Origin of the sequence: Metabacillus sp. YM-086, assembly GCF_048059995.1 — a bacterium.
Taxonomy (GTDB): domain Bacteria; phylum Bacillota; class Bacilli; order Bacillales; family Bacillaceae; genus Metabacillus; species Metabacillus litoralis_B.
Map to the genome: position 1 here is coordinate 26,573 of NZ_JBLUOI010000022.1, position 22,075 is coordinate 48,647.

Sequence of the window (22,075 nt, forward strand, 5' to 3'; positions counted from 1 at the left end):
ACTGAAAAAAGCATACGTAAACGAGAAATGTGTATGCTTTTGCATAGCTAGTCAGGTTAAAACCATTCGTAAGATCCAGAAAAAGGGAAATTTAATATGAATGGAGCTTAAAATTGTAGTTATTTTCCATTTATGTATCCTTTTTAAGTGAAAAAGTGAAAAAAGCATACGTAAACGAGAAATGTGTATGCTTTAGCTTAGGTAACAGTTTAATCAATAAGTAAATGCAATGACAAAACTCAATATAAAAACATAAAGTGACCATCAAAACAATATGAGGATTGATGGTCATTTCAGATTATATTTATATATGTTTCGGTAGTTTACGGAAACCCGCAACCTTTATTGGCAGCTTTTTTTGTGGTGAATAAACTAACTACGAAATCCCTTTGCCATAAACAACAAATTGTTCTTTCATCTGCTTTGTAGTATATTTGAAGCACGAATTTATTTAAAAGAGGTTATTGCTAATGAGCTTACAACAAGAAATAAATAAACGACGTACGTTTGCCATCATCTCTCACCCGGATGCTGGGAAAACAACGTTAACAGAAAAACTACTTTTCTTTGGTCAAATCATTCGTTCAACAGGGACGGTTAAAGGAAAAAAATCGGGTAAATTTGCTGCATCAGACTGGATGGAGATCGAGAAAAAACGTGGAATCTCGGTTACTTCAAGTGTTATGAGTTTCCCGTATCATGATTTTCACGTGAATATCCTAGATACACCAGGACACGAAGATTTTAGTGAAGACACATATCGTACGTTAACAGCCGTTGACAGTGTTGTCATGATTATCGATTCAACCAAAGGTGTTGAGCCGCAAACGATTAAGCTTTTTAAAGTATGTCGGATGAGAGGTATTCCGATTTTTACGTTTATTAATAAGCTTGACCGTGAAGGACGAGATCCGTTAGAGCTTCTTTCAGAAATTGAGGAAGTGCTTGGAATCGAGTCATATCCAATGAATTGGCCGGTCGGAAGCGGTAAACGTTTCTTAGGTATACATGATCGGTTTAATAAGCAATTTGTTCGTTTTAAAGGTGATGAAGAGGAAGAGATACTTTCTCTAGACGACCTTGCTAACACGGATATTGAAGAAAATCCTATTTATCAAGATACATTAGGTGAGCTGGAGTTACTTGAGGAAGCAGGAAATGAATTCACATCGGAGCGAGTGGAAAAAGGAGAGCTTACACCAGTATTCTTTGGTAGTGCCCTTGCAAACTTTGGTGTGCAAACATTTTTTGATACATTCCTTCAATTTGCTGCACAACCACAGCCTCGTAAAACAGATCAAGGCTTAATTGAGCCGGAAAAAGATCAGTTCTCAGGCTATATTTTCAAAATCCAAGCGAATATGAATCCGGCTCACCGTGATCGTATTGCGTTTTTCCGTGTGTGCTCAGGAAAATTTGAACGTGGCATGAGTGTTAATTTAAGCAGAACGAACAAAACGATTAAGTTAAATCAAACACAAGCCTTTATGGCAAAGGATCGCGATACAGTAGATGAAGCGTATCCTGGGGATATCATCGGAATTTATGATCCAAACATTTACCAAATTGGTGATACGTTAATTGGCGGAAAGGATTCGTATCAATATGAAGAACTTCCGCAATTCCCACCAGAATTGTTCAAACGAGTGCAAGCGAAAAACGTGATGAAGGCAAAGCAGTTCCGTAAAGGAATTGAGCAGCTTGTTCAAGAAGGGGCCATTCAGCTTTATCGTCAGGAAATGAATGATTCCATTATTCTAGGTGCTGTTGGTCAGCTGCAATTTGAGGTATTTGAATACCGTATGAAAGCTGAGTATAACGTTGATATCGAATTTACTCCACTAGGTGAACGAATTCCAAGATGGATTAAAAGTGAAAAGTTTGATAAACGCTTCTTTGATTCAAGAAGTATGCTTGTTCGCGACCGTTATGGTGCATACGCAGTTCTATTTGAAAATGAATTCACTTTACGCTATTTCTTAGAAAATCAAAAAGACATTGAGCTAGTCGACTTATTAGAAGAAAACGACTATCAAGGTGTAACATCACAAAAGTAAGGTTGAAGGCTAATTCCTCAAGGGGATTAGTCTTTTTGTGGTTTTTTGACAATTTTCCATGATATGATGAAAGCATAGATAAGGGAATAGAGGGAAAGCAATTGAATATTCTAAAAGTGACTTTAAATGAATTAGACCAAGTATCACAGTTATTCAATCAATACAGAATGTTTTACGGACAAGCATCAAATCTTGAAGGTGCAAAAGAATTTATAAAAGAGCGAATCGAAAATAATGAGTCTGTTATCTTCTTAGCAATGGAAAACGATTCTCCAGCTGGGTTTGTTCAGCTTTATCCGATTTTTACATCAGTAGGTATGAATCGCAAATGGCTATTAAACGATTTATTCGTTGCCGAAGATTATCGCCGTCATGGAGTAGGAAAAGCACTGATGAATAAAGCAAAGGATCTTGCAGTCGAAACAAGGGCCGCGGGCATTCTTTTAGAAACAACAAAAGACAATGTAAAAGCACAGGCTCTTTATGAAAGCTTAGGCTATGAAAAAGAAGATGCTGTTTATTTTTACAATTTATCAATTTAACAGGAGATTTATATGGTAATTAAAATTATTTTAGCCATCTTTATGCCATTTCTTCTTGTGCTACTGTTTACACGTGTCAGCTATAATCACTATGTAGGAACAGCCCTAACTGCGGCATTGTTAACAGCCTCTTACATAAAAGGCTACACACACGGTCCAAGCATTTATTTTATTGACATCGTATCACTAGGAGTAGGCTTCTTCTATGCGAAAAAAATGAAGGATAACCTACATAAGAAGAAATAGGTTTGAGGTTGAACAAAAAAAGAAATACTGAAAAGAAAAAGGGCTGCTCTGTATGCTCTTTTTTCTTTGGTTGCAAATTTGACTTTGAAAGTTGCAAAAATGAATTACTTACATAAACTTGTTTTTTATTATAGGAAGACTTATACGTAACAATTGTTCTTTTTGAATAATTTTTATAAAACTATATTGTCTGGAGCGCAATGGAACGACCGTGTTTTTATGTGAGCTAAATTAACAGCCCGAATACAAATATGAATTATAATTTAAATTAAACACGAACTTTAGTTCGTATTTTTGGCGATTTTCCACACAAATGTGGTAAACTATTGATATTGACATTTTCTGAATGGAGGCTTATGCGTGAGCGAGCAATTTGAATTAGTCTCAAAATACAAGCCGCAAGGTGATCAACCTAAAGCAATTCAAGCATTAGTTGAGGGAATAAAACAAGGAAAAAAGCATCAAACACTACTAGGTGCAACAGGCACAGGTAAAACCTTTACCGTCTCTAATCTAATAAAAGAAGTAAATAAACCCACATTAGTTATTGCCCATAACAAAACATTAGCAGGGCAGCTATACAGCGAGTTTAAAGACTTTTTCCCCAATAATGCAGTTGAGTATTTTGTTAGTTACTATGATTATTATCAGCCAGAGGCATATGTTCCACAAACGGATACATTTATTGAAAAAGATGCCAGCATTAATGATGAAATAGATAAACTTCGTCACTCTGCAACATCCTCTCTTTTTGAACGAAACGATGTCATCATCATTGCCAGTGTTTCTTGTATTTACGGCCTCGGTTCGCCAGAGGAATATAAGGAGCTAGTGGTTTCATTAAGAACAGGGATGGAAATTGAACGAAATCAGCTCTTAAGAAGATTGGTAGATGTTCAATACGAGCGAAATGATATTGATTTCCGAAGAGGAACGTTCCGTGTTCGCGGTGATGTGGTGGAAATCTTTCCAGCATCTCGGGATGAACAATGCATTCGGGTAGAGTTTTTTGGAGATGAAATTGACCGAATCCGTGAAGTGGATGCTTTAACAGGAGAAATCATGGGAGAGCGCGAGCATGTGGCCATTTTCCCGGCATCTCACTTCGTTACAAGAGAAGAAAAAATGGAGAAAGCCATTAAAAATATCGAAGCAGAGCTAGAGGAACGTTTAGAGGAAATGCGTGAAAATGGTAAGCTGCTAGAGGCTCAGCGCCTTGAGCAAAGAACGAGATATGACTTAGAAATGATGAGGGAAATGGGCTTTTGCTCCGGTATCGAAAACTACTCTCGTCACCTAACACTTCGCCCATCAGGATCCACTCCTTATACGTTACTAGATTTCTTTCCTGAAGATTCACTGATTGTTATTGATGAGTCACATGTTACATTGCCGCAAATTCGGGGTATGTTTAATGGTGACCAGGCCCGTAAACAGGTGCTAGTGGACCATGGATTCCGGCTACCATCTGCAATGGATAACCGTCCTCTTAGATTTGAAGAATTCGAAAAGCATATTGAAAACATTGTGTATGTATCTGCTACTCCCGGTCCTTATGAAATGGACCATTCACCTGAGATGATTGAGCAGATTATCCGCCCGACAGGACTATTAGATCCTACGATTGATATTCGTCCAATTGAAGGACAAATCGATGATTTAATTGGCGAAATTCACGCAAGAGTTGAAAAAAATCAACGTGTCCTCATTACAACTCTAACGAAAAAAATGTCTGAGGATCTAACAAACTACCTTAAAGAAATCGGGATTAAAGTAAACTACTTACATTCAGAAATAAAAACATTAGAGCGGATTGAAATCATCCGAGAACTTCGTCTTGGCAAATATGATGTTCTTGTTGGAATCAACCTACTGAGAGAGGGCTTGGATATTCCAGAGGTTTCGCTTGTAGCTATTCTTGACGCAGACAAGGAAGGCTTCTTAAGATCAGAACGTTCTCTTATCCAAACAATCGGTCGTGCAGCCCGTAACGCAGAGGGACATGTTATTATGTACGCCGATAAAATCACAAATTCGATGGAAATTGCACTTAATGAGACTAAGCGTCGTCGTGAAATTCAGATAGAATTTAATGAAAAGCATGGAATCACTCCTCAAACTATTCAAAAAGAAATTCGTGACGTTATTCGTGCAACAACTGCTGCTGAAACTCCTGAAGAGTACGAGGCAACAGCTGCGAGTAAGTTAACGAAATTAACGAAGAAAGAACGAGATAAAGTGATAGCTGAAATGGAAAATGAAATGAAGGAAGCAGCCAAATCGTTGAACTTTGAACGAGCTGCTGAGCTGCGTGATTTGATTTTAGAGTTAAAAGCGGAAGGATGAAGCGATAATGGCAATGGAACATATTGTTGTGAAGGGAGCACGTGCCCACAACTTAAAAAACATAGATGTAACCATTCCGCGTGACAAGCTTGTGGTGCTTACCGGGCTATCTGGATCCGGTAAGTCTTCACTCGCATTTGATACGATTTATGCTGAAGGACAACGTCGCTATGTAGAGTCTTTGTCAGCATATGCTCGTCAGTTTTTAGGGCAAATGGATAAGCCTGATGTTGATGCGATTGAAGGATTATCACCAGCTATTTCAATTGACCAAAAAACAACTAGCCGAAACCCACGATCAACGGTTGGGACTGTAACGGAAATTTATGACTATTTGCGTCTTCTCTTCGCAAGAGTCGGGCGTCCCACATGTCCGATTCATGACATTGAAATATCGTCCCAAACCATTGAACAAATGGTTGATCGTATTCTAGAGTATCCAGAGCGAACAAAGCTACAGGTTCTTGCTCCAGTTGTGTCAGGTCGTAAGGGAACGCATGTTAAAGTGTTCGAGGACATTAAAAAACAAGGCTATGTCCGTGTAAGAATAGACGGAGAAATGCAGGAATTATCGGAAGAAATTTCTTTAGAAAAAAATAAAAAGCATTCGATTGAGGTTGTAATAGACCGTATTGTTGTAAAAGAAGGTGTTGCTTCACGACTTGCTGATTCATTAGAAACAGCTTTAGGTCTTGGAGAAGGAAGAGTCATTATCGACGTGATTGGTGAAGAAGAGCTGCTTTTCAGTGAGCATCATGCCTGCCCGCAATGTGGTTTCTCAATTGGTGAGCTTGAGCCAAGAATGTTCTCGTTTAACAGCCCGTTTGGAGCATGTCCAGAATGTGATGGTCTCGGTTCAAAGCTTAAAGTGGATTTAGATCTTGTTATTCCTAATAAAGATTTAACCTTGAAACAGCATGCGATTGCTCCATGGGAACCAACTAGTTCTCAATATTATCCGCAAATGCTTGAAGCAGTTTGCAATCATTATGGAATTGATATGGATATTCCAGTAAAGGACATTCCAAAGCACCTACTAGATAAAATCCTTTACGGCAGCGATGGCGAGGAAATATATTTCCGTTATGAAAATGATTTCGGACAAATTCGAGAAAATTATATTCAGTTCGAAGGCGTTATTCGCAATGTAGAAAGACGTTACAAAGAAACGAGCTCTGATTTTATCCGTGAGCAAATGGAGAAATACATGGGACAGCAAAACTGTCCAACATGTAAGGGGCATCGTTTGAAAAAGGAATCTCTAGCTGTGTTAATTCAGGGTAACCATGTTGGAGAGCTAACAAAGCTGTCTGTTCAGGATTCACTTAAATTCTTTCAAAATTTATCTCTAACAGAAAAAGAAATGACGATTGCAAATTTGATTTTAAAAGAGATTAGCGAGCGGTTAGGTTTCTTAAATAATGTTGGCTTAGATTATTTAACATTAAATCGTGCAGCTGGAACCCTATCTGGAGGAGAAGCGCAGCGAATTCGTCTTGCCACTCAAATTGGCTCACGTTTAACAGGTGTTTTATACATACTTGATGAGCCATCAATTGGACTTCATCAACGTGATAATGACCGTCTCATTCAGACACTACAAAATATGCGTGATATCGGAAATACACTAATTGTTGTTGAACATGATGAAGATACAATGATTGCTGCCGATTATTTAATTGATATTGGTCCTGGAGCAGGCATTCATGGTGGACAGGTTATTTCGGCAGGCACACCTGAAGAAGTCATGAGTGATGAAAACTCATTAACTGGACAATATTTATCAGGGAAAAAGTTTATTCCTTTACCATACGAGCGTAAAAAACCTGATGGTCGATATATTGAAATTAAAGGTGCAAAAGAAAATAACCTACGTAATGTAAATGTGAAATTCCCGCTAGGGATGTTTATCGCTGTTACTGGTGTTTCAGGATCAGGTAAAAGTACATTAGTCAATGAAGTACTGCATAAATCTCTGGCGCAAAAGCTTCATAATGCTAAGGCGAAGCCAGGTGAGCACAAAGAAATTAAGGGAATTGAACAACTTGAAAAGGTCATTGATATTGATCAATCACCGATCGGTCGGACACCGCGATCGAATCCTGCAACATATACAGGTGTATTTGATGACATACGTGATGTGTTTGCAACAACAAATGAGGCAAAGGTTAGAGGCTATAAAAAAGGCCGCTTCAGCTTCAATGTTAAAGGTGGACGTTGTGAAGCCTGCCGTGGAGATGGAATTATTAAAATTGAAATGCACTTCCTACCTGATGTGTATGTCCCATGTGAAGTTTGTCATGGGAAACGATACAACCGTGAAACATTGGAAGTTACCTACAAAGGGAAAAACATTTCTGATATCTTAGAAATGACAGTCGAAGATGCAGTAACGTTTTTCGAAAATATTCCTAAGATTAAACGAAAGTTGCAAACGATTTTTGATGTAGGCCTTGGTTACATTACTCTTGGTCAACCCGCAACGACACTTTCCGGTGGGGAAGCACAGAGGGTGAAACTTGCATCAGAACTGCACCGACGTTCAACAGGTAAATCACTCTACATCCTTGATGAACCGACAACTGGCTTACATGTTGATGATATCGCAAGACTCTTAAAAGTTCTTCAACGCCTAGTGGATAATGGTGATACCGTTCTTGTCATCGAGCATAATCTTGATGTTATTAAAGGTACCGATTATATTGTTGATCTTGGTCCTGAAGGTGGAGACAAAGGTGGTCAGATCGTAGGCTTTGGTACACCAGAGGATATTATGAATAACGAACAATCTTATACAGGTAAATATTTAAAGCCAATTATAGAGCGCGATCGTGAGCGAATGAGAAATCTGATTAAAGAAAAAGAAGAAGTAGCGCAAAGTTAATTTGGTTAATTTGAGGTGAGGCTGAATGATATGTTCAGCCTCTTTTTCTATTTTTCATATCTAAGAAGTAGAGTTAATATAGCAAATGGGAAAAATGTCATTATTTGTCGAACGGTTGGTGAAATTGTAATAATTTGTTGTGGTATAATAGACCTACAAAATGATAAAGGCAAACTTATTGAAAGATAAGGGCGCAAAGCCAAGGACCTAAGGTAGATCATCTACTATGGTAGCCTAGCCGCCGGAGAATATTTTACTATTGTAAAGTGAGCGAGTATTCTTCTCGTTCACTTTTTTTCTAACAAAGGGGGGATTTACGTGACGATCAACGAAGGAAACATCTATCATCATTTTCAACCTATTTTTTCATTAAAGGATAAGAAAAGGATTGGTTATGAGGGACTTCTAAGATCTACTGATTTTTCTAATCCGGAATTATTTTTTCAACAAGCAATCATAAACAATCAATTATATCAACTAGATACTCAGTCCGTTTACAAAGCTCTTAAAATGTTTCGCCCGAATGAATCAAAAGAAAAGCTATTTCTAAACATTTTTCCATCAACTATTTTTCATCATGAATTTCTGGATTTCATAAACAAGCTAGCTACAGAAAAGTTGCTATCCAATCGAAATATCACATTTGAATTATCAGAGGTTGAGACTGTTAGAGATCTTGCACAATTAAAAGAGAGAATTGCTATTTTAAGAAATTCTGGTATTAGTATTGCATTTGATGATGTAGGAAAGGGTAAAGCGTATATACAAGATATTATTGAGCTTGACCCCGAATATATAAAACTCGATCGCTATTTTTCCCAAGATTTGCACCGGTCAGAAAAAAAACAAGCATTTATCTATTTAATATTAGAGTATTGCAGACGATATAATAATACTGTCATTCTCGAAGGCATAGAAACAGTGGAAGACTTACAGATAGCTCAAAGCCTATCCGTTCCATTAGGCCAAGGCTTTTTACTAGGGAGACCGCAGTTATTAACCAATTATGCTGATGTTAGTAATGGCTAATAAGAAAACCTGAGAATAATATTAGGAAAGAATAGCGACCCTGTTACTTTATAATATTTAGTTTTGTATAAGGAAGAGATATTGGTATAAGGGTAGCGATCCTGCCACTTGCTAATAACGCGTTTAATTCCAAGATGTACATGCTTGGATTAAAGGTGTTTTTTTGTTTTTTACTAAATCAGACAAAAGGAGATATTTACATCATGAAATTAACAATCAAACGGAAATTAATAGGAAGCTTCCTAATCGTCTCATTGATCTTTGGGATCTCTTCATATGTGTCATATTCCAATATGAAGCAGTCAAATGAATCATACAATTATATTGTTGAAACTGTTACTGAGATACGTGCAATTACTCAATCGATTCAAACCGATTCAGCGCTACAATCAGGATATTATCGTGCATTTTTACTATATGGTGATAATAGCTATCGAGACAAAATGAATGAAGCAAATGATCGTATTAATGCGGCAATTTTAAAAGGGAAAGAATTATCCACTTTGCAGGAAACGGTTGATCGTTTAAATTCAATTGAGAACTCGAATATTGAGTTTAGAGAAAAGGCAAATCAAATTCTGGATGAAAGTTTGGTTGATAAAGAGAAAGCTATTGATAAGGGACTAGCGCAAATTGTTCCTATAAGCACTCGTCTAACAGAAGATACCCTTTCAATGCATAATTGGTTAAAAGAAATATTAGATGTTCGATATAAGGAAACACATGAATCATCAGATAACGCAAGAGTGAAAGTAGTGATTTTAAGTGTTTTTGCCCTATTATTTGCTATTGCATGTGGTGTTGTTATTTCCATCCTCATATCACGACCTGTTGTAAAATTAGGAAACATGGCAAAGCAAGTAGCAGATGGAGATTTAAACGTAGAAAAATTAAAGATTAAGAGTAGAGATGAAATCTATTATCTAAACGAGTCTTTTGAACAAATGACAGATAATTTACGGGAAATGATTAGTTCGATTTCTACAAGCTCTGATCAAGTAGCGGCATCAGCAGAGCAATTGAATGCAAGTGCGGAACAATCAAGTAGAGCATCAGAAACTGTTTCATCTGCAATTCAGGAGATTTCAAGTGGGGCTGAAGAAACCACAACAAAATTAGAAAGCAACACAACTTCATTACAAGAGGTTTTACAAGGAATTCAACATATTTCTGAAAGCTCAGCAAATGTGTCTGAACTATCACGAAAAACAACAAAAGAAGCCGAGGAAGGTGGAACGTTTGTTGAAAATAATTTGGCACAAATGAAGTTTATCTCTGAGTCTATTAGTCGTTCAAACGAAAAAGTGACCTCATTATCAAAACGATCAAAAGAAATTGGCTCGATATTAGATGTGATCAGCGGTATTGCTGAACAAACAAATTTATTAGCATTAAATGCAGCGATTGAAGCGGCTAGAGCTGGTGAGCATGGTAAAGGTTTTGCAGTTGTTGCAGATGAGGTGAGAAAATTAGCTGAGCAATCACAAGTGTCTACAAAAAGTATTGCAGAGTTAATTGCCTTAGTCCAAAAAGATACTGATGAATCAGTGAACATCATGAATGAAGTTGTCACGAATGTTGAGGAAGGGGTAAAAGTATCAGAACAAACATCTGATAAGTTCACGCAAATCCTTTCTAGTACAAGAAATATGACACCACAAATTGAACAGGTAACAGCAACTGTTCAACAAATATCGGCTAGCATTGATGAAATTACCAATTCAGCTATGGAAATATCTCAACTCTCCCAAGCTAATGCGGCAAGCTCTGAAGAGGTAGCAGCTTCAGCTGAAGAACAATTGGCTTCGATGGAAGAAATTGATGCATCAGCTCAAGCTCTAGCGCAAATGGCAGAGGAATTAAAGGTAGTTGTCAATAAATTTAAATTATAATTTAGCAGTAGATAGGAAAATAGTGAGATAAAAAGCAGGTTCTAAAAATGGTATAATATAACAAGTTACTATGCAGGGGTTGGGCTGCGGTGGTTACTCCCGGGGCAGATCGGGGGTGATGCCTTGTACATCACGCGTGAAGAGTTGGATACGATGATTGCATTTGCCGCTCTGGTCGTTTCGATTATAGCCGCAACAGGAAACAGCGGAAATAAAAACGACTAGCCCACCCTGACATTTGGCGATGAAGGAAGTGAGCTAATCGTATTATGTTCTACAAGCCTCAGCCACCGCAACTTGCACTGCGGAGTAACTGAAACAATGAAAGGCGGTTGGTGTACGTTCACCAATCGTCTTTTAGTATATGTTTTTATATCCATCATATACCAATTTTGCATGGTCTTCAAGTAAGACGAATAGATATAAAAAGTTAAAGGGAAGTGCTCTTCAAACTTTATGTAGATCATAAATAATTGAGGGAAATAGAAAAAATACATATCAAAGCCTGAAACCTCTTATCTTTTCATACGTATTAATGATAGGGGAGTGAAAAGAACAAATGGATAAAACAAATAGATTTTTAGCAGCTTTGAATTACTTTAGCGTGTTCTTTGCGCCGTTTTTGTTACCAATTGCAATTTACTTTATTGTTGATCAGTTGGAAGTTAAGAGTCATGCGAAAAAAGCACTCGTGTCACATATCATACCGTTTTTGTCAGTGATCGGTGTGGTCATGGTGCTCTTCTTTTCAGCAGGAGCTGACTCTTCTCAGGAGGGAATATTTTTGACCTTCATTTTTGGATTTCTTTTTGTTGGTTTGATTAATTTGATTGTTGGGATTTGGAACATTGTAAAAGGCATACAGCTTTTAATTAGGGATTAAAAAACACAAAATTTCTGAGGAGGAATGTTCATGAAGGATCAAAAAATCAGAATCTTAAAATTGGTAGAAGAAGGGAAACTGTCTGCAGCTGAGGCCCTTTCATTAATAGAATCATTGGAAAATGAAGAAAAAGTGAAGGAACAGAAAATAACAGCTCTTTCAACTGAGGTCATAGGTGATCATAAGCAAGATCAACATGACGCAAATGAATCAAAACAGCAATCATTAGGAAATAAGCTGATGGATTGGGTAGATTCTGCTGTGAAAAAAGTAAAGGATATGGACCTGGATTTAAACTTTGGCAAGTCTATTGATCTTAAACATATTTTTCAGTTTCAAGACTCTGATTTTCAGGATATTGATATTCACTTGCCGAACGGAAGTGTCATAATTGAACCATGGAATGAAGAAGATATTCGAGTCGAATGTGATGTGAAAGTTTATCGAGTTGAAAACAATGAACAGGCAAGAGAAACCTTTTTAACAGGTGTTGACTGCCAAATGGAAGGAAATCGTTTTATTTTCTTTACAGAGAAAAAAATGATGAAAATCAATGTGTATATAAGAGTGCCGCAGCAATCTTATGAAAGAGTAAAGATCAAGTTGTTTAATGGACCAATAAGAGGGGAAGGTTTACTAGTAGGGACAATCAAGGCGAAAACCGCAAATGGTGTTCTTTCCTTCTCAGATATAAAAGCGACAACAGGTGAATTTGAGACTGCGAATGGACAAATTAAAGTAGCAAACTCGAGCTTTGGTAAAATAGAAGCAGAAACAATTAGTGGCTTGATTCAGTTTAATGGTTCAGCTGAAAAAGTGGATGCGCAAAGTTTCAATGGTAATGTGCAGCTCACTTTACATGATGAGAATTGTGAAACACTTTATGCTAAAACAACAACAGGTAACATTGATATTCATGTACCTGAGGACACCAGTATGATCGGGGAATTAAAGTCGAATTTAGGGGCTCTTTCCACAAAAGTAAAGAATGTCGAAGTTTCCTTTGAAAAGAATGAAACCATTCAAAAAGAATTGAAATTTCGAACAGCACACGAAGCGAAATTAACTGTTTTTGCAGATTCAAAAACAGGATCTATTACAATTAAATAAATAAGGATGATGGAAAATGAAAAGATTGTTTCGATCACGTCATGATCGGAAGTTATCAGGTGTACTTGGAGGCTTATCAAACTATATAGGTATTGATGCATCACTATTACGAATATTGTTCGTTGTTTTATTAATCTTTACTGGATTTTTTCCATTGGCACTGATTTATATGGTCTCGATCTTTTTAATACCAGAAGAAACGGATTATTAGGATGATAAGATGGCTTATAAGTATTCTAGTAAATGCGCTCATATTAATTGTTGTTGCAGGATTTTTTGATTCGTTTCAATTAAGTGGTGTTGCAGCAGCTTTGGGAGCAAGCTTACTTTTGTCTATTCTTAACGTGTTAGTAAAACCATTTTTAATTTTATTAACATTACCTGTTACGGTATTAACGCTTGGGTTGTTTTTATTTGTTATTAATGCAGTAACTCTTATGATCGCTCAAGGGTTAATGGGAGATTCTTTTGTTATCGATGGCTTTGGTACAGCTTTACTAGCCTCTGTTTTTATTTCCATTCTTCATTTGTTGATTCAAAAGGGAATTATTGAGCCGATGAAGAAGGATAAATAAACGTTTGTTTAAAAAGAGTGAGAGTAGTCTTGCTCTTTTTTAGTTGTTTTCATAGTTTTTTCAAGGCATTGAATGGGTGAACATATAAGAAAATATCAAAACCAATTTTATCAGATTCAGTTAGAAAACTTTCGAAATAATACTTATGAACAATAAACTTATTAAGGTTGATTGGAGCGAGCAACCTAGAGCGGAAATCAACCTACACAACACCTGTTACATAGCAACTAAGTCTATGGAAGTTGAATGCATCAGGTGAATTGAACAGACAATTCCTAAAAATACTTCTTTCATCAACCTTTGGTAAAACTACTTCATCCTGCACATACTAGTACTGGGTGAGTAGCATGTTCAAACAACGATTTAAAAAGCTTATCTCAATTCTTTGTATGACCTTTCTTTTACCTGCAGTATTTCCTTCTGATCATCAGTACCAGCTTTCACTTAGCAGGGAAGTGAGTGTGGTACAAAATTACTATCATGCTCATCAGTACAATTCAATTAGTCAAGATTCTTTAGTGGTCAGTGAAAATGCAACATCAACGGAACCACCTAAAGTTTTTGCTCCCAAGGGTGAAAAAGAGTTTTCCTATAAAAAGTATCTTTCGCTAATAGAGAAAAACAGTGATGTGAATCGAACAGACTCTATCACGAAATTTCCTTATCACCGCTTTGACGTAAAGGTGAACCGAAATATAAAACCGGCGGATAAGGTAACACTTCATTGGGAGGGAAAGTCACTTCCGGGAAGGCAAGTTACCATGTATGCCTGGAATGTTGCAAATGAAAAGTGGACGGAGCTTGATGGTACGATAGCTAGTGATGAAGAATTTGCGTTAAATGGAACGATAAAAGCAGATGAATACGTGCAAGACCGTAGAATCAGTGTGATTGTTCAGGATCAGCTTCCGAAACATGGAAAAAGCTATGATTATTCGTTTGTTTGGATGACAGATACTCAATATTATGCACAGGATTATCCCGCCATTTTTAAAAGCATCATAGAATGGATTGCTCAAAACAAAGATGTGATGAATATCCGTTATGTGTTTCATACCGGAGACATTGTCAATAAAGCTCATGATGAAAAGCAATGGCAACGAGCAAGTGCTTATATGAATACATTAGATGTTGCGAAGATTCCTTATGGAGTTCTCCCGGGCAATCATGACGAAGGAGACGATTTTAAAAAATATAAGCAGTATTTTGGTGAACATCGATTTAAGCATAAATCCTATTATGGCGGCTCTTATGATGATAATCGGGGTCATTATGACTTGATTTCTGCAAATGGAAAGGATTATATCTTTGTTTATATGGGCTGGGATATTGGGGAAGAAGAAATGAAATGGATGAATAAGGTTCTTCAGCGACACTCTGATCGAACAGCGATTCTCTCGTTTCATGAGTATTTAAAAAAGAACGGAAAACGAAGTCGTGAAGGAAATGAATTATTTGAAAAAGTGGTTGTTCCAAATAAAAATGTTGTTGCTGTTCTATGCGGTCATTATCATAGCAGTCAGCTAAAGGTTGATGAGCTTGATGATAATCAAGATGGAGATGTTGATCGGAAGGTATATCAAATTCTTGCGGATTATCAAAAAGGTGGAGAAGGAGGAAATGGGTTTTTACGCTTGCTTCATATTGATGAAGAAACAAACTCAATTGATGTTCAAACCTATTCCCCTTATTTGAATCAGTATCACTATTATGATCCTGAAAAGTATCCAGATAAAGAACAGTTTACAATGGACATTAATGTGAAGAGAACGCAGAAGATGATTGCAACTACGTATTTTGAAGTGAACATCTATAAACATCTTACAGGTGAGAAGGTAGCATATCAAAAAGAGTGATGAGGTTGATCTCATCACTTTTTTATTTACTTACTAAGCTTATAATATGATTCAATTCCCTCAACAATTGCTCTGGCGCATGATTTTTGATAATCAGCAGTCCGCAATAGCTTTGCCTCTGTTTTGTTTGTCATAAACCCGCATTCGCAAAGAATGGCTGTCATTTTTGTTGCTTTTAAAACATGAAAGCTTGCTGATTTCACTCCTCGATTTTTTCGACCGGTACGGTGAATTAATGCTGCTTGTACTTTTGATGCCAAACCAAGGGCAGTTTTTGGTCTAGAGATATATACAAATGTTTCAATTCCTTCTGCAGAAGTCCATTCCTTTCCATTGCCATGTGCATTTGCGTGGATAGAGACAAATAAATCAACCTTTGCTTGATTTGCCATTGTTGTTCTTTCGATGATAGGGACATCTTTTTCGTCTGAGTGTGAAAAGTAAATTGTGACACCTTGGTAGCTTGTTAATATTTTTTTCATTTCAATGGCGACGGCTCGATTAAATTCATACTCCTTCATACCATCAACGGTTTGTTTACCAGGGGTGCTGTAGCCATGTCCAGCATCAATCATGATCCTCATGCTAAAACCTCCAATTTTTATTTATTCTTTCACTGTGTATATAGACTTTTTGATAGGTTAGAGTAGCGGACATTTGAAAAAAGTTAAAATTTAACATGTTATAACTTTCCTATTGTAGATATTTTTTATTATAATTAGAGCTATAAAAATTAACGTTCTATTTTTTACATAAATTACGGGGGAATTGTGTTGAACTCAAACAAACGTTACATCGTATCCGATCATAAAGAAATTACCTCCATTGATGAACTTGAAATCATTTGGAATAATACGAATGATGCCATCTTTTTAATTGCTCCGGATGGGGCTCTATTAAAAGCAAATCCTGCATTTGAGGAAATTCTTGGTTACAGCACTGAAGAATTAATCGGTAACCCACACCCTCCAATTCTGCCAACACTCCAGAAGCAAAAAGGCTTTTTAGAAAGAATGAAAAAAGGTGAAATCATCAAATATCATGAAGCGCAACGGGTGACAAAGGAAGGGAAAGTGATTGATATTGTATCCTCCTACTGTCCTGTGCATAATCATAATGGGGAGCTAGTATGCACGGTCGGAATGTATAAGGACGTAACAAAACAGATTGAGGCCCAAAGAAAGTTAAGGGAAAGTGAAGAAAAATATCGATTTATTGCCAATCATACATCAGACTTAATTATGATTCTTGATGATCAAAAATCAATCACATATGTTTCACCTTCCTCAGAACCGTTGTTGGGGTTCTCTTCAGTAGAATGTCTGGACAAGCATATTTCGGTATTCATTTCTGAACATGACATACTTTCTTTTATGAACTGGGGTGAACAGCTAGAAAAAACAAATACAGTTCTAGAAACAGAGCTTCGTTATAAACACGCAAGCGGCTGTTTGATTTGGATGGAATTAAGGGGTTCTTATGTAGTTGATGAGGATAAAAAGAGAACGATTATTGTGTCAAGAGATATCAGTGAACGTAAAAAGTATGAAGAAGAATTAAGAAATATAGCTTTTCATGATTCTTTAACAGGTCTGCCAAACCGATATTATTTTAATGAATTATTAAAAGACGAAATGAGAAAATCTAAGGTCCACTCAATGGAGATGGCTATAATGTACCTTGATATTGATTCTTTTAAGCAAGTAAATGATACGTTTGGACATGCTGGCGGTGATGCCATTTTGATCGAATTCTCAAAAAGAATTCAAAAAAGCATTCGAAATAAAGATATTGTTTGCCGCTTAAGTGGTGATGAATTTGTTATTATTGTTTCAATTCCAAGTGATGAGGAAGTTGTTCGAAACATTGCTTCTCAAATTCAAGCTGAGCTAAAACAACCAATAGTTTTTGAACATCATCAAATCTATATTACAGCATCTATTGGAATCTCAATCTATAATGAGGAAGAATTATCATCAGAAGAATTAATTAAGAGAGCGGATCATGCCCTTTATGAAGTAAAAGAAAATGGAAAGAACGATGTTACGTTTTGGGGTGATTCGTTCGTTAATAGATGATGGTGCATTTCATGATGAAATGCACCATTTTTTCATACGTTAATTAACTTCGACGTAGTAGCTACTACACCTTGCAGGCTCACCAGTAGGAGAGTTTTCTAATTATCTAATAAATAGTTTTGGAAAGCCGGATACTAATGCTAGAATAGAAAAAGAAGTCTTTCTTTCCAGATGAACAAGTATTTGGTGTAAGAAACTTAAGGCTAGCAAGGACTTAAACATATATTAATGAACATAGAAAGATTTTCTTTCTAGTTAACAAAGGAGGACACACCGTGCCAAAAGTTCGCACAAAGGATCTTATTGACAAATTTAATTTTGAAGTGATTAGTGGAGAAGAAGGAATAAATCGTCCAATTACAACAAGTGATTTGTCACGTCCTGGTATTGAGATGGCTGGTTTTTTTACATATTATCCGAAAGAACGTGTTCAATTACTTGGTAAGACGGAATTATCATTTTTTCACCAGCTTTCCGCGCAAGAGAAAAAGCATCGTATGGACGAGCTTTGTACAGAGATTACTCCTGCCATTATTGTGACTAGAGAAATGGAAACTCCTCAGGAGCTGATCGATGCCTCTGAACGTGAAGGAGTTCCTGTGTTACGTTCATCGATGAAAACAACCCGTTTATCAAGTCATTTGACGAACTTCCTTGAAGGAAAACTTGCCCCAACAACTGCTGTTCATGGAGTGTTAGTTGATATCTATGGTGTGGGTGTTCTAATTATTGGAAAAAGCGGTGTTGGTAAAAGTGAAACAGCCCTTGAGCTAGTAAAACGCGGTCACCGTCTTGTCGCAGATGATTGTGTGGAAATACGTCAGGAAGATAAGGATACACTTATTGGAAGTGCCCCTGAGCTAATTGAACATTTATTAGAAATTAGAGGACTAGGAATCATCAATGTGATGACACTATTCGGTGCAGGTGCGGTTCGAAGCTTTAAACGTATTACACTTGTGATTAACTTAGAACTATGGGATCAAAATAAACAGTACGACCGCCTAGGTCTTGAAGAAGATAAAATGAGAATCATTGATACAGATATTACCAAGCTAACAGTTCCTGTTCGTCCTGGACGTAACTTATCTGTTATTATCGAAGTAGCTGCGATGAATCACCGTTTAAAACGAATGGGTGTAAATGCAGCGGAGCAATTTACAAATAAGCTTGCCGGTGTGATTGAAGATGGAGACAACGAGGAAGAATAAAAAATACTAACCATGTGGAATCGGAGTCATCACTCCGGTTCCATTGTTTTGGAATAATAAGGTAGTATTCTTAGTCGATAAAAAGTAAAATAAGGATGGTTGGTCAAAGTAATTAAAGGGTGGAAATACATAGAAACTACATATGCAGGGAGTTGAAGATATGGAAGAAAGTATTAAGCCACTAAATCCGATAGCAATCGAATTAGGTCCGATTCAAGTACATTGGTACGGTGTGATCATCGGCTTGGGAGCATTGCTTGCCTTACTTATTGCTGTAAGAGAAAGTGAACGACGCGGGCTGCATAAAGACACATTTGTTGATCTTGTTCTGTTTGCGATTCCAATTGCCATTTTAGGAGCAAGAGCCTATTATGTTATTTTTCAATGGGATTATTATTCTCAAAACCCGGGCGATATTATAAAAATCTGGAATGGCGGTCTCGCCATTCATGGTGGATTAATCGCGGCGTTTATAACTGGAGCAGTTTATGCAAAAGTGAAAAAGCTTTCGTTCTGGAAGCTAGCTGATATTGCAGCACCAAGTATTATTCTTGGGCAGGCAATTGGGCGCTGGGGAAATTTTATGAATCAAGAAGCACATGGTGGACCTGTTACAAGAGAATTTTTAGAAGGTTTGTTTTTACCAGATTTCATTGTGAACCAAATGTATATTAATGGTCAATATTATCACCCGACTTTCTTATATGAATCATTATGGAATCTAGCTGGATTTATCGGATTAATGCTATTAAGAAAAGCAAATTTCAGACGTGGGGAACTTTTCTTAACATATGTAATTTGGTATTCAGTAGGAAGATTCTTTGTTGAGGGACTTCGAACAGACAGCTTAATGCTGACAGAAACGTTAAGAATTGCGCAAGTTATTTCAATTGTTCTTGTTGCAGTTGCTGTGGGGATCATCATCTTCAGACGTTTAAAAGGCTATTCTAAAGTAAGATATTTAGATACGACTCAATAAGTTTGCTAAACATCAAGGGAGAGGGTTGAAATGGGAAAAAGCTTTAAAAACGGTCTGCAATCAGGCTTACAAACAACTTGGACACTGGGAAAGGTTATTTTTCCTATAACATTAGTCGTGAGCTTGCTGCAGTATACGCCAATCCTTGATTGGATTGTTCAGCTTATTTCGCCTCTAATGGGGATTTTCGGGCTTTCAGGAGAAGCGGCAATTCCATTGGTTATCGGAAATTTCCTTAATCTTTATGCCGGAATTGGTGCAATTCTCTCTTTAGATTTAAGTGTAAAAGAAGTATTTATACTAGCCACAATGCTTTCATTTTCACACAATCTTTTAGTGGAATCATCTGTTGCGGCGAAGGTTGGGTTGAAGCTTTGGATTATCTTGCTTGTCAGGCTTGGCCTTGCCTTTAGCTCTGCGATCATCATTAACCTTGTTTGGCAAGGTGGAAGTGAGATGGCTCAGTACGGATTTGTTAGTCAAACGGCTGTAGTTCCAAACGGATGGTTTGAGATTATCGGATTAGCTATCCAAAAGGCTGCTCTAGGGGTTGTTCAATTAGCACTTATCGTTATTCCTCTAATGATTGTGATTCAATATATGAAAGACTTAGGTTTATTAAAGGTATTTACAAGATGGATGGCACCTGTAACCCGGATGCTCGGAATGAAAGAAAACACATCGATGACATTAGTAGCAGGCCTTACAATTGGCTTAGCATATGGAGCAGGTGTGATGATTCAGGCGGTAAAAGAAGATGGTGTTAGCTATAAAGATTTAACATTAGCCTTTATTTTTCTAGTAGCCTGTCATGCAGTTGTTGAGGATACATTAATCTTCATTCCACTTGGCATTCCAGTTTGGCCATTGCTAGCTATTCGTTTATCAGTAGCCATCATTTTAACAATAACAGTTGCCGCAATTTGGCGTAAGCTTGAAGCAGCACCAAGACGAAAGGAAGCGACATATGAAAATTAATACACTCTTATTCGACCTAGACGGAACATTAATCAATACAAATGAATTAATCATTGAATCCTTTCTCCATACATTACATTCTTATTATCCGGATCAATATAAAAGAGAAGATGTGTTACCATTTATCGGTCCAACTCTTTATGATACGTTCAATAGCATTAATCCTGAAAAAGTAGAAGAAATGGTGAAAGTATACCGCAAATTTAATCATGAACAGCATGATGTTCTTGTAAAAGAGTATGAGACAGTTTTTGAAACAGTAAAAACTCTGAAGGAAAAAGGATTTAAGCTTGGTATTGTCACAACGAAAATTCGTGCAACCGTGAATATGGGCTTAACATTAACAAAGCTTGATCAGTTTTTTGATGTAGTTGTCACGCTTGATGATGTAGAAAATGCAAAACCACATCCAGAACCAGTTCTAAAAGCATTGGAGCAGTTAGGATCAAAACCTGAGGAAGCTATTATGGTCGGAGATAATCACCATGATGTGGAAGCTGGTAAAAATGCTGGCACTAAAACAGCGGGAGTTGCGTGGAGCATTAAAGGAAGAGAGTACATTAGCAGCCACAATCCCGATTACTTACTAGAAACAATGAGCGATTTATTACCAATAGTCGGAGTGGAATAAGGTGAGAAGAACAACTCGATATCCTGTCACAGGAGCAAATTCATTATGGCATGTCTATAAAACCGTGCCATTTTGGAAGGTTGTTAAAAACTTTATTGTCATACAGCTTGCGAGGTATACACCGTTTTTAGGAATGAAAAATTGTCTGTACCGTAATTTTTTGCGGATGAAGGTTGGCGATCAAACATCATTCGCCCTCATGGTTATGCTTGATGTGATGTTCCCAGAAAAAATCTCAGTTGGGCGGAACACCGTAATCGGCTATAACACCACGATTTTAGCTCACGAATATTTGATTAATGAATACCGCCTCGGAGATGTTGAGATTGGGAGCGAAGTACTAATCGGTGCTAACTCAACGATTTTACCAGGTGTCATCATCGGGGATGGCGCCATCGTTTCTGCAGGAACTCTTGTCCATAAAGATGTCCCAGCAGGAGCATTTGTCGGCGGCAACCCTATGAGAATCATCTATACAAAAGAAGAGCTGGCAAACAGGGGAGAAGAGGCTGCTAGTCAAGACTAGTGGTCTTTTCTTTTTAAGATGGACAAGCTTTTGGAGTATTGTTTGTTGGTGGTGAACGACAAATCTCAGTGTGTAAGTCGTTGTAATGTCGTTCATAAGGGGGATGAACGACAAAATAGAGGTTGGAAGAACTGGTAGTGTCGTTCATAAGGGTGATGAACGACAAAACAGAGGGTGGAAGTAATGGTAGTGTCGTTCATAAGGGTGATGAACGACAAAACAGAGGTTGGAAGTAATGGTAGTGTCGTTCAT

19 protein-coding genes and 1 riboswitch are annotated in these 22,075 nt (G+C 37.2%); of the genes, 18 read left to right on the forward strand and 1 reads right to left on the reverse strand.

From position 1 onward, the window contains the following. Window positions 1-470 precede the first annotated feature (470 nt). The 12 genes from ACEWK1_RS11520 to ACEWK1_RS11575 all read left to right on the forward strand — a co-directional run bounded on the left by ACEWK1_RS11520 (window position 471) and on the right by ACEWK1_RS11575 (window position 15,420). Window positions 471-2,057 (forward strand): peptide chain release factor 3, encoded by a 1,587-nt coding sequence (locus ACEWK1_RS11520; protein WP_212135889.1) that lies wholly within the window; start codon window positions 471-473, stop codon window positions 2,055-2,057. Between the two features lie 101 nt (window positions 2,058-2,158). Next, window positions 2,159-2,599: a GNAT family N-acetyltransferase gene (locus tag ACEWK1_RS11525; RefSeq protein ID WP_212135891.1), complete on the forward strand. Its 441-nt coding sequence runs from the start codon at window positions 2,159-2,161 to the stop codon at window positions 2,597-2,599. 12 nt (window positions 2,600-2,611) lie between these two features. Next, complete coding sequence (locus ACEWK1_RS11530) at window positions 2,612-2,845, forward strand: DUF2198 family protein (RefSeq protein WP_180320396.1); 234 nt, start codon at window positions 2,612-2,614, stop codon at window positions 2,843-2,845. Between the two features lie 360 nt (window positions 2,846-3,205). Beyond that, complete coding sequence (uvrB, locus tag ACEWK1_RS11535; RefSeq protein WP_212135893.1) at window positions 3,206-5,191, forward strand: excinuclease ABC subunit UvrB; 1,986 nt, start codon at window positions 3,206-3,208, stop codon at window positions 5,189-5,191. Window positions 5,192-5,198: 7 nt separating this feature from the next. After that, window positions 5,199-8,075 (forward strand): excinuclease ABC subunit UvrA, encoded by a 2,877-nt coding sequence (gene uvrA, locus ACEWK1_RS11540; protein WP_212135895.1) that lies wholly within the window; start codon window positions 5,199-5,201, stop codon window positions 8,073-8,075. A 158-nt stretch (window positions 8,076-8,233) separates the two neighbouring features. Then, a riboswitch (cyclic di-GMP riboswitch) is annotated at window positions 8,234-8,321 on the forward strand. A gap of 72 nt (window positions 8,322-8,393) precedes the next feature. After that, a complete protein-coding gene (locus ACEWK1_RS11545) occupies window positions 8,394-9,104 on the forward strand; it encodes an EAL domain-containing protein (protein WP_212135897.1) in 711 nt (236 codons plus the stop codon). Window positions 9,105-9,307: 203 nt separating this feature from the next. Further along, on the forward strand, window positions 9,308-10,996 hold the full coding sequence (locus tag ACEWK1_RS11550; protein ID WP_212135898.1) for a methyl-accepting chemotaxis protein: 1,689 nt from the start codon (window positions 9,308-9,310) through the stop codon (window positions 10,994-10,996). A 559-nt stretch (window positions 10,997-11,555) separates the two neighbouring features. Beyond that, entirely contained in the window at window positions 11,556-11,879 is a 324-nt protein-coding gene (locus ACEWK1_RS11555) for a DUF4870 domain-containing protein (protein WP_212135900.1), read from the forward strand. Window positions 11,880-11,909: 30 nt separating this feature from the next. After that, window positions 11,910-12,989 carry a DUF4097 family beta strand repeat-containing protein gene (locus tag ACEWK1_RS11560; RefSeq protein WP_121663521.1) on the forward strand — a complete coding sequence of 360 codons (1,080 nt, stop codon included), beginning with the start codon at window positions 11,910-11,912 and terminating at the stop codon, window positions 12,987-12,989. A 16-nt stretch (window positions 12,990-13,005) separates the two neighbouring features. Further along, complete coding sequence (locus ACEWK1_RS11565) at window positions 13,006-13,200, forward strand: PspC domain-containing protein (RefSeq protein WP_212135902.1); 195 nt, start codon at window positions 13,006-13,008, stop codon at window positions 13,198-13,200. Window position 13,201: 1 nt separating this feature from the next. Continuing rightward, a complete protein-coding gene (locus ACEWK1_RS11570) occupies window positions 13,202-13,564 on the forward strand; it encodes a phage holin family protein (protein ID WP_121663519.1) in 363 nt (120 codons plus the stop codon). 347 nt (window positions 13,565-13,911) lie between these two features. Beyond that, window positions 13,912-15,420, forward strand: coding sequence for a metallophosphoesterase (locus ACEWK1_RS11575; protein ID WP_212135904.1), 1,509 nt, complete (start codon window positions 13,912-13,914; stop codon window positions 15,418-15,420). A gap of 26 nt (window positions 15,421-15,446) precedes the next feature. Here ACEWK1_RS11575 and ACEWK1_RS11580 read toward each other — a convergent pair whose 3' ends face one another. Further along, entirely contained in the window at window positions 15,447-16,004 is a 558-nt protein-coding gene (locus ACEWK1_RS11580; protein ID WP_212135905.1) for an N-acetylmuramoyl-L-alanine amidase family protein, read from the reverse strand. A 189-nt stretch (window positions 16,005-16,193) separates the two neighbouring features. Between ACEWK1_RS11580 and ACEWK1_RS11585 the strand changes: the two genes are divergently transcribed. The 6 genes from ACEWK1_RS11585 to ACEWK1_RS11610 all read left to right on the forward strand — a co-directional run bounded on the left by ACEWK1_RS11585 (window position 16,194) and on the right by ACEWK1_RS11610 (window position 21,823). Further along, a complete protein-coding gene (locus ACEWK1_RS11585; RefSeq protein WP_212135906.1) occupies window positions 16,194-17,498 on the forward strand; it encodes a diguanylate cyclase domain-containing protein in 1,305 nt (434 codons plus the stop codon). A 275-nt stretch (window positions 17,499-17,773) separates the two neighbouring features. After that, window positions 17,774-18,709, forward strand: coding sequence for an HPr(Ser) kinase/phosphatase (gene hprK / locus ACEWK1_RS11590; protein ID WP_121663515.1), 936 nt, complete (start codon window positions 17,774-17,776; stop codon window positions 18,707-18,709). A 160-nt stretch (window positions 18,710-18,869) separates the two neighbouring features. Beyond that, window positions 18,870-19,688 (forward strand): prolipoprotein diacylglyceryl transferase, encoded by an 819-nt coding sequence (gene lgt / locus ACEWK1_RS11595; protein WP_121663514.1) that lies wholly within the window; start codon window positions 18,870-18,872, stop codon window positions 19,686-19,688. Window positions 19,689-19,718: 30 nt separating this feature from the next. After that, entirely contained in the window at window positions 19,719-20,666 is a 948-nt protein-coding gene (locus ACEWK1_RS11600; protein WP_121663513.1) for a nucleoside recognition domain-containing protein, read from the forward strand. Then, complete coding sequence (gene ppaX / locus ACEWK1_RS11605; protein ID WP_212135907.1) at window positions 20,656-21,297, forward strand: pyrophosphatase PpaX; 642 nt, start codon at window positions 20,656-20,658, stop codon at window positions 21,295-21,297. The genes ACEWK1_RS11600 and ppaX overlap by 11 nt, the downstream gene beginning before the upstream one ends. 1 nt (window position 21,298) lies before the next feature. Beyond that, entirely contained in the window at window positions 21,299-21,823 is a 525-nt protein-coding gene (locus ACEWK1_RS11610; RefSeq protein ID WP_212135908.1) for an acyltransferase, read from the forward strand. Window positions 21,824-22,075 lie beyond the last annotated feature (252 nt).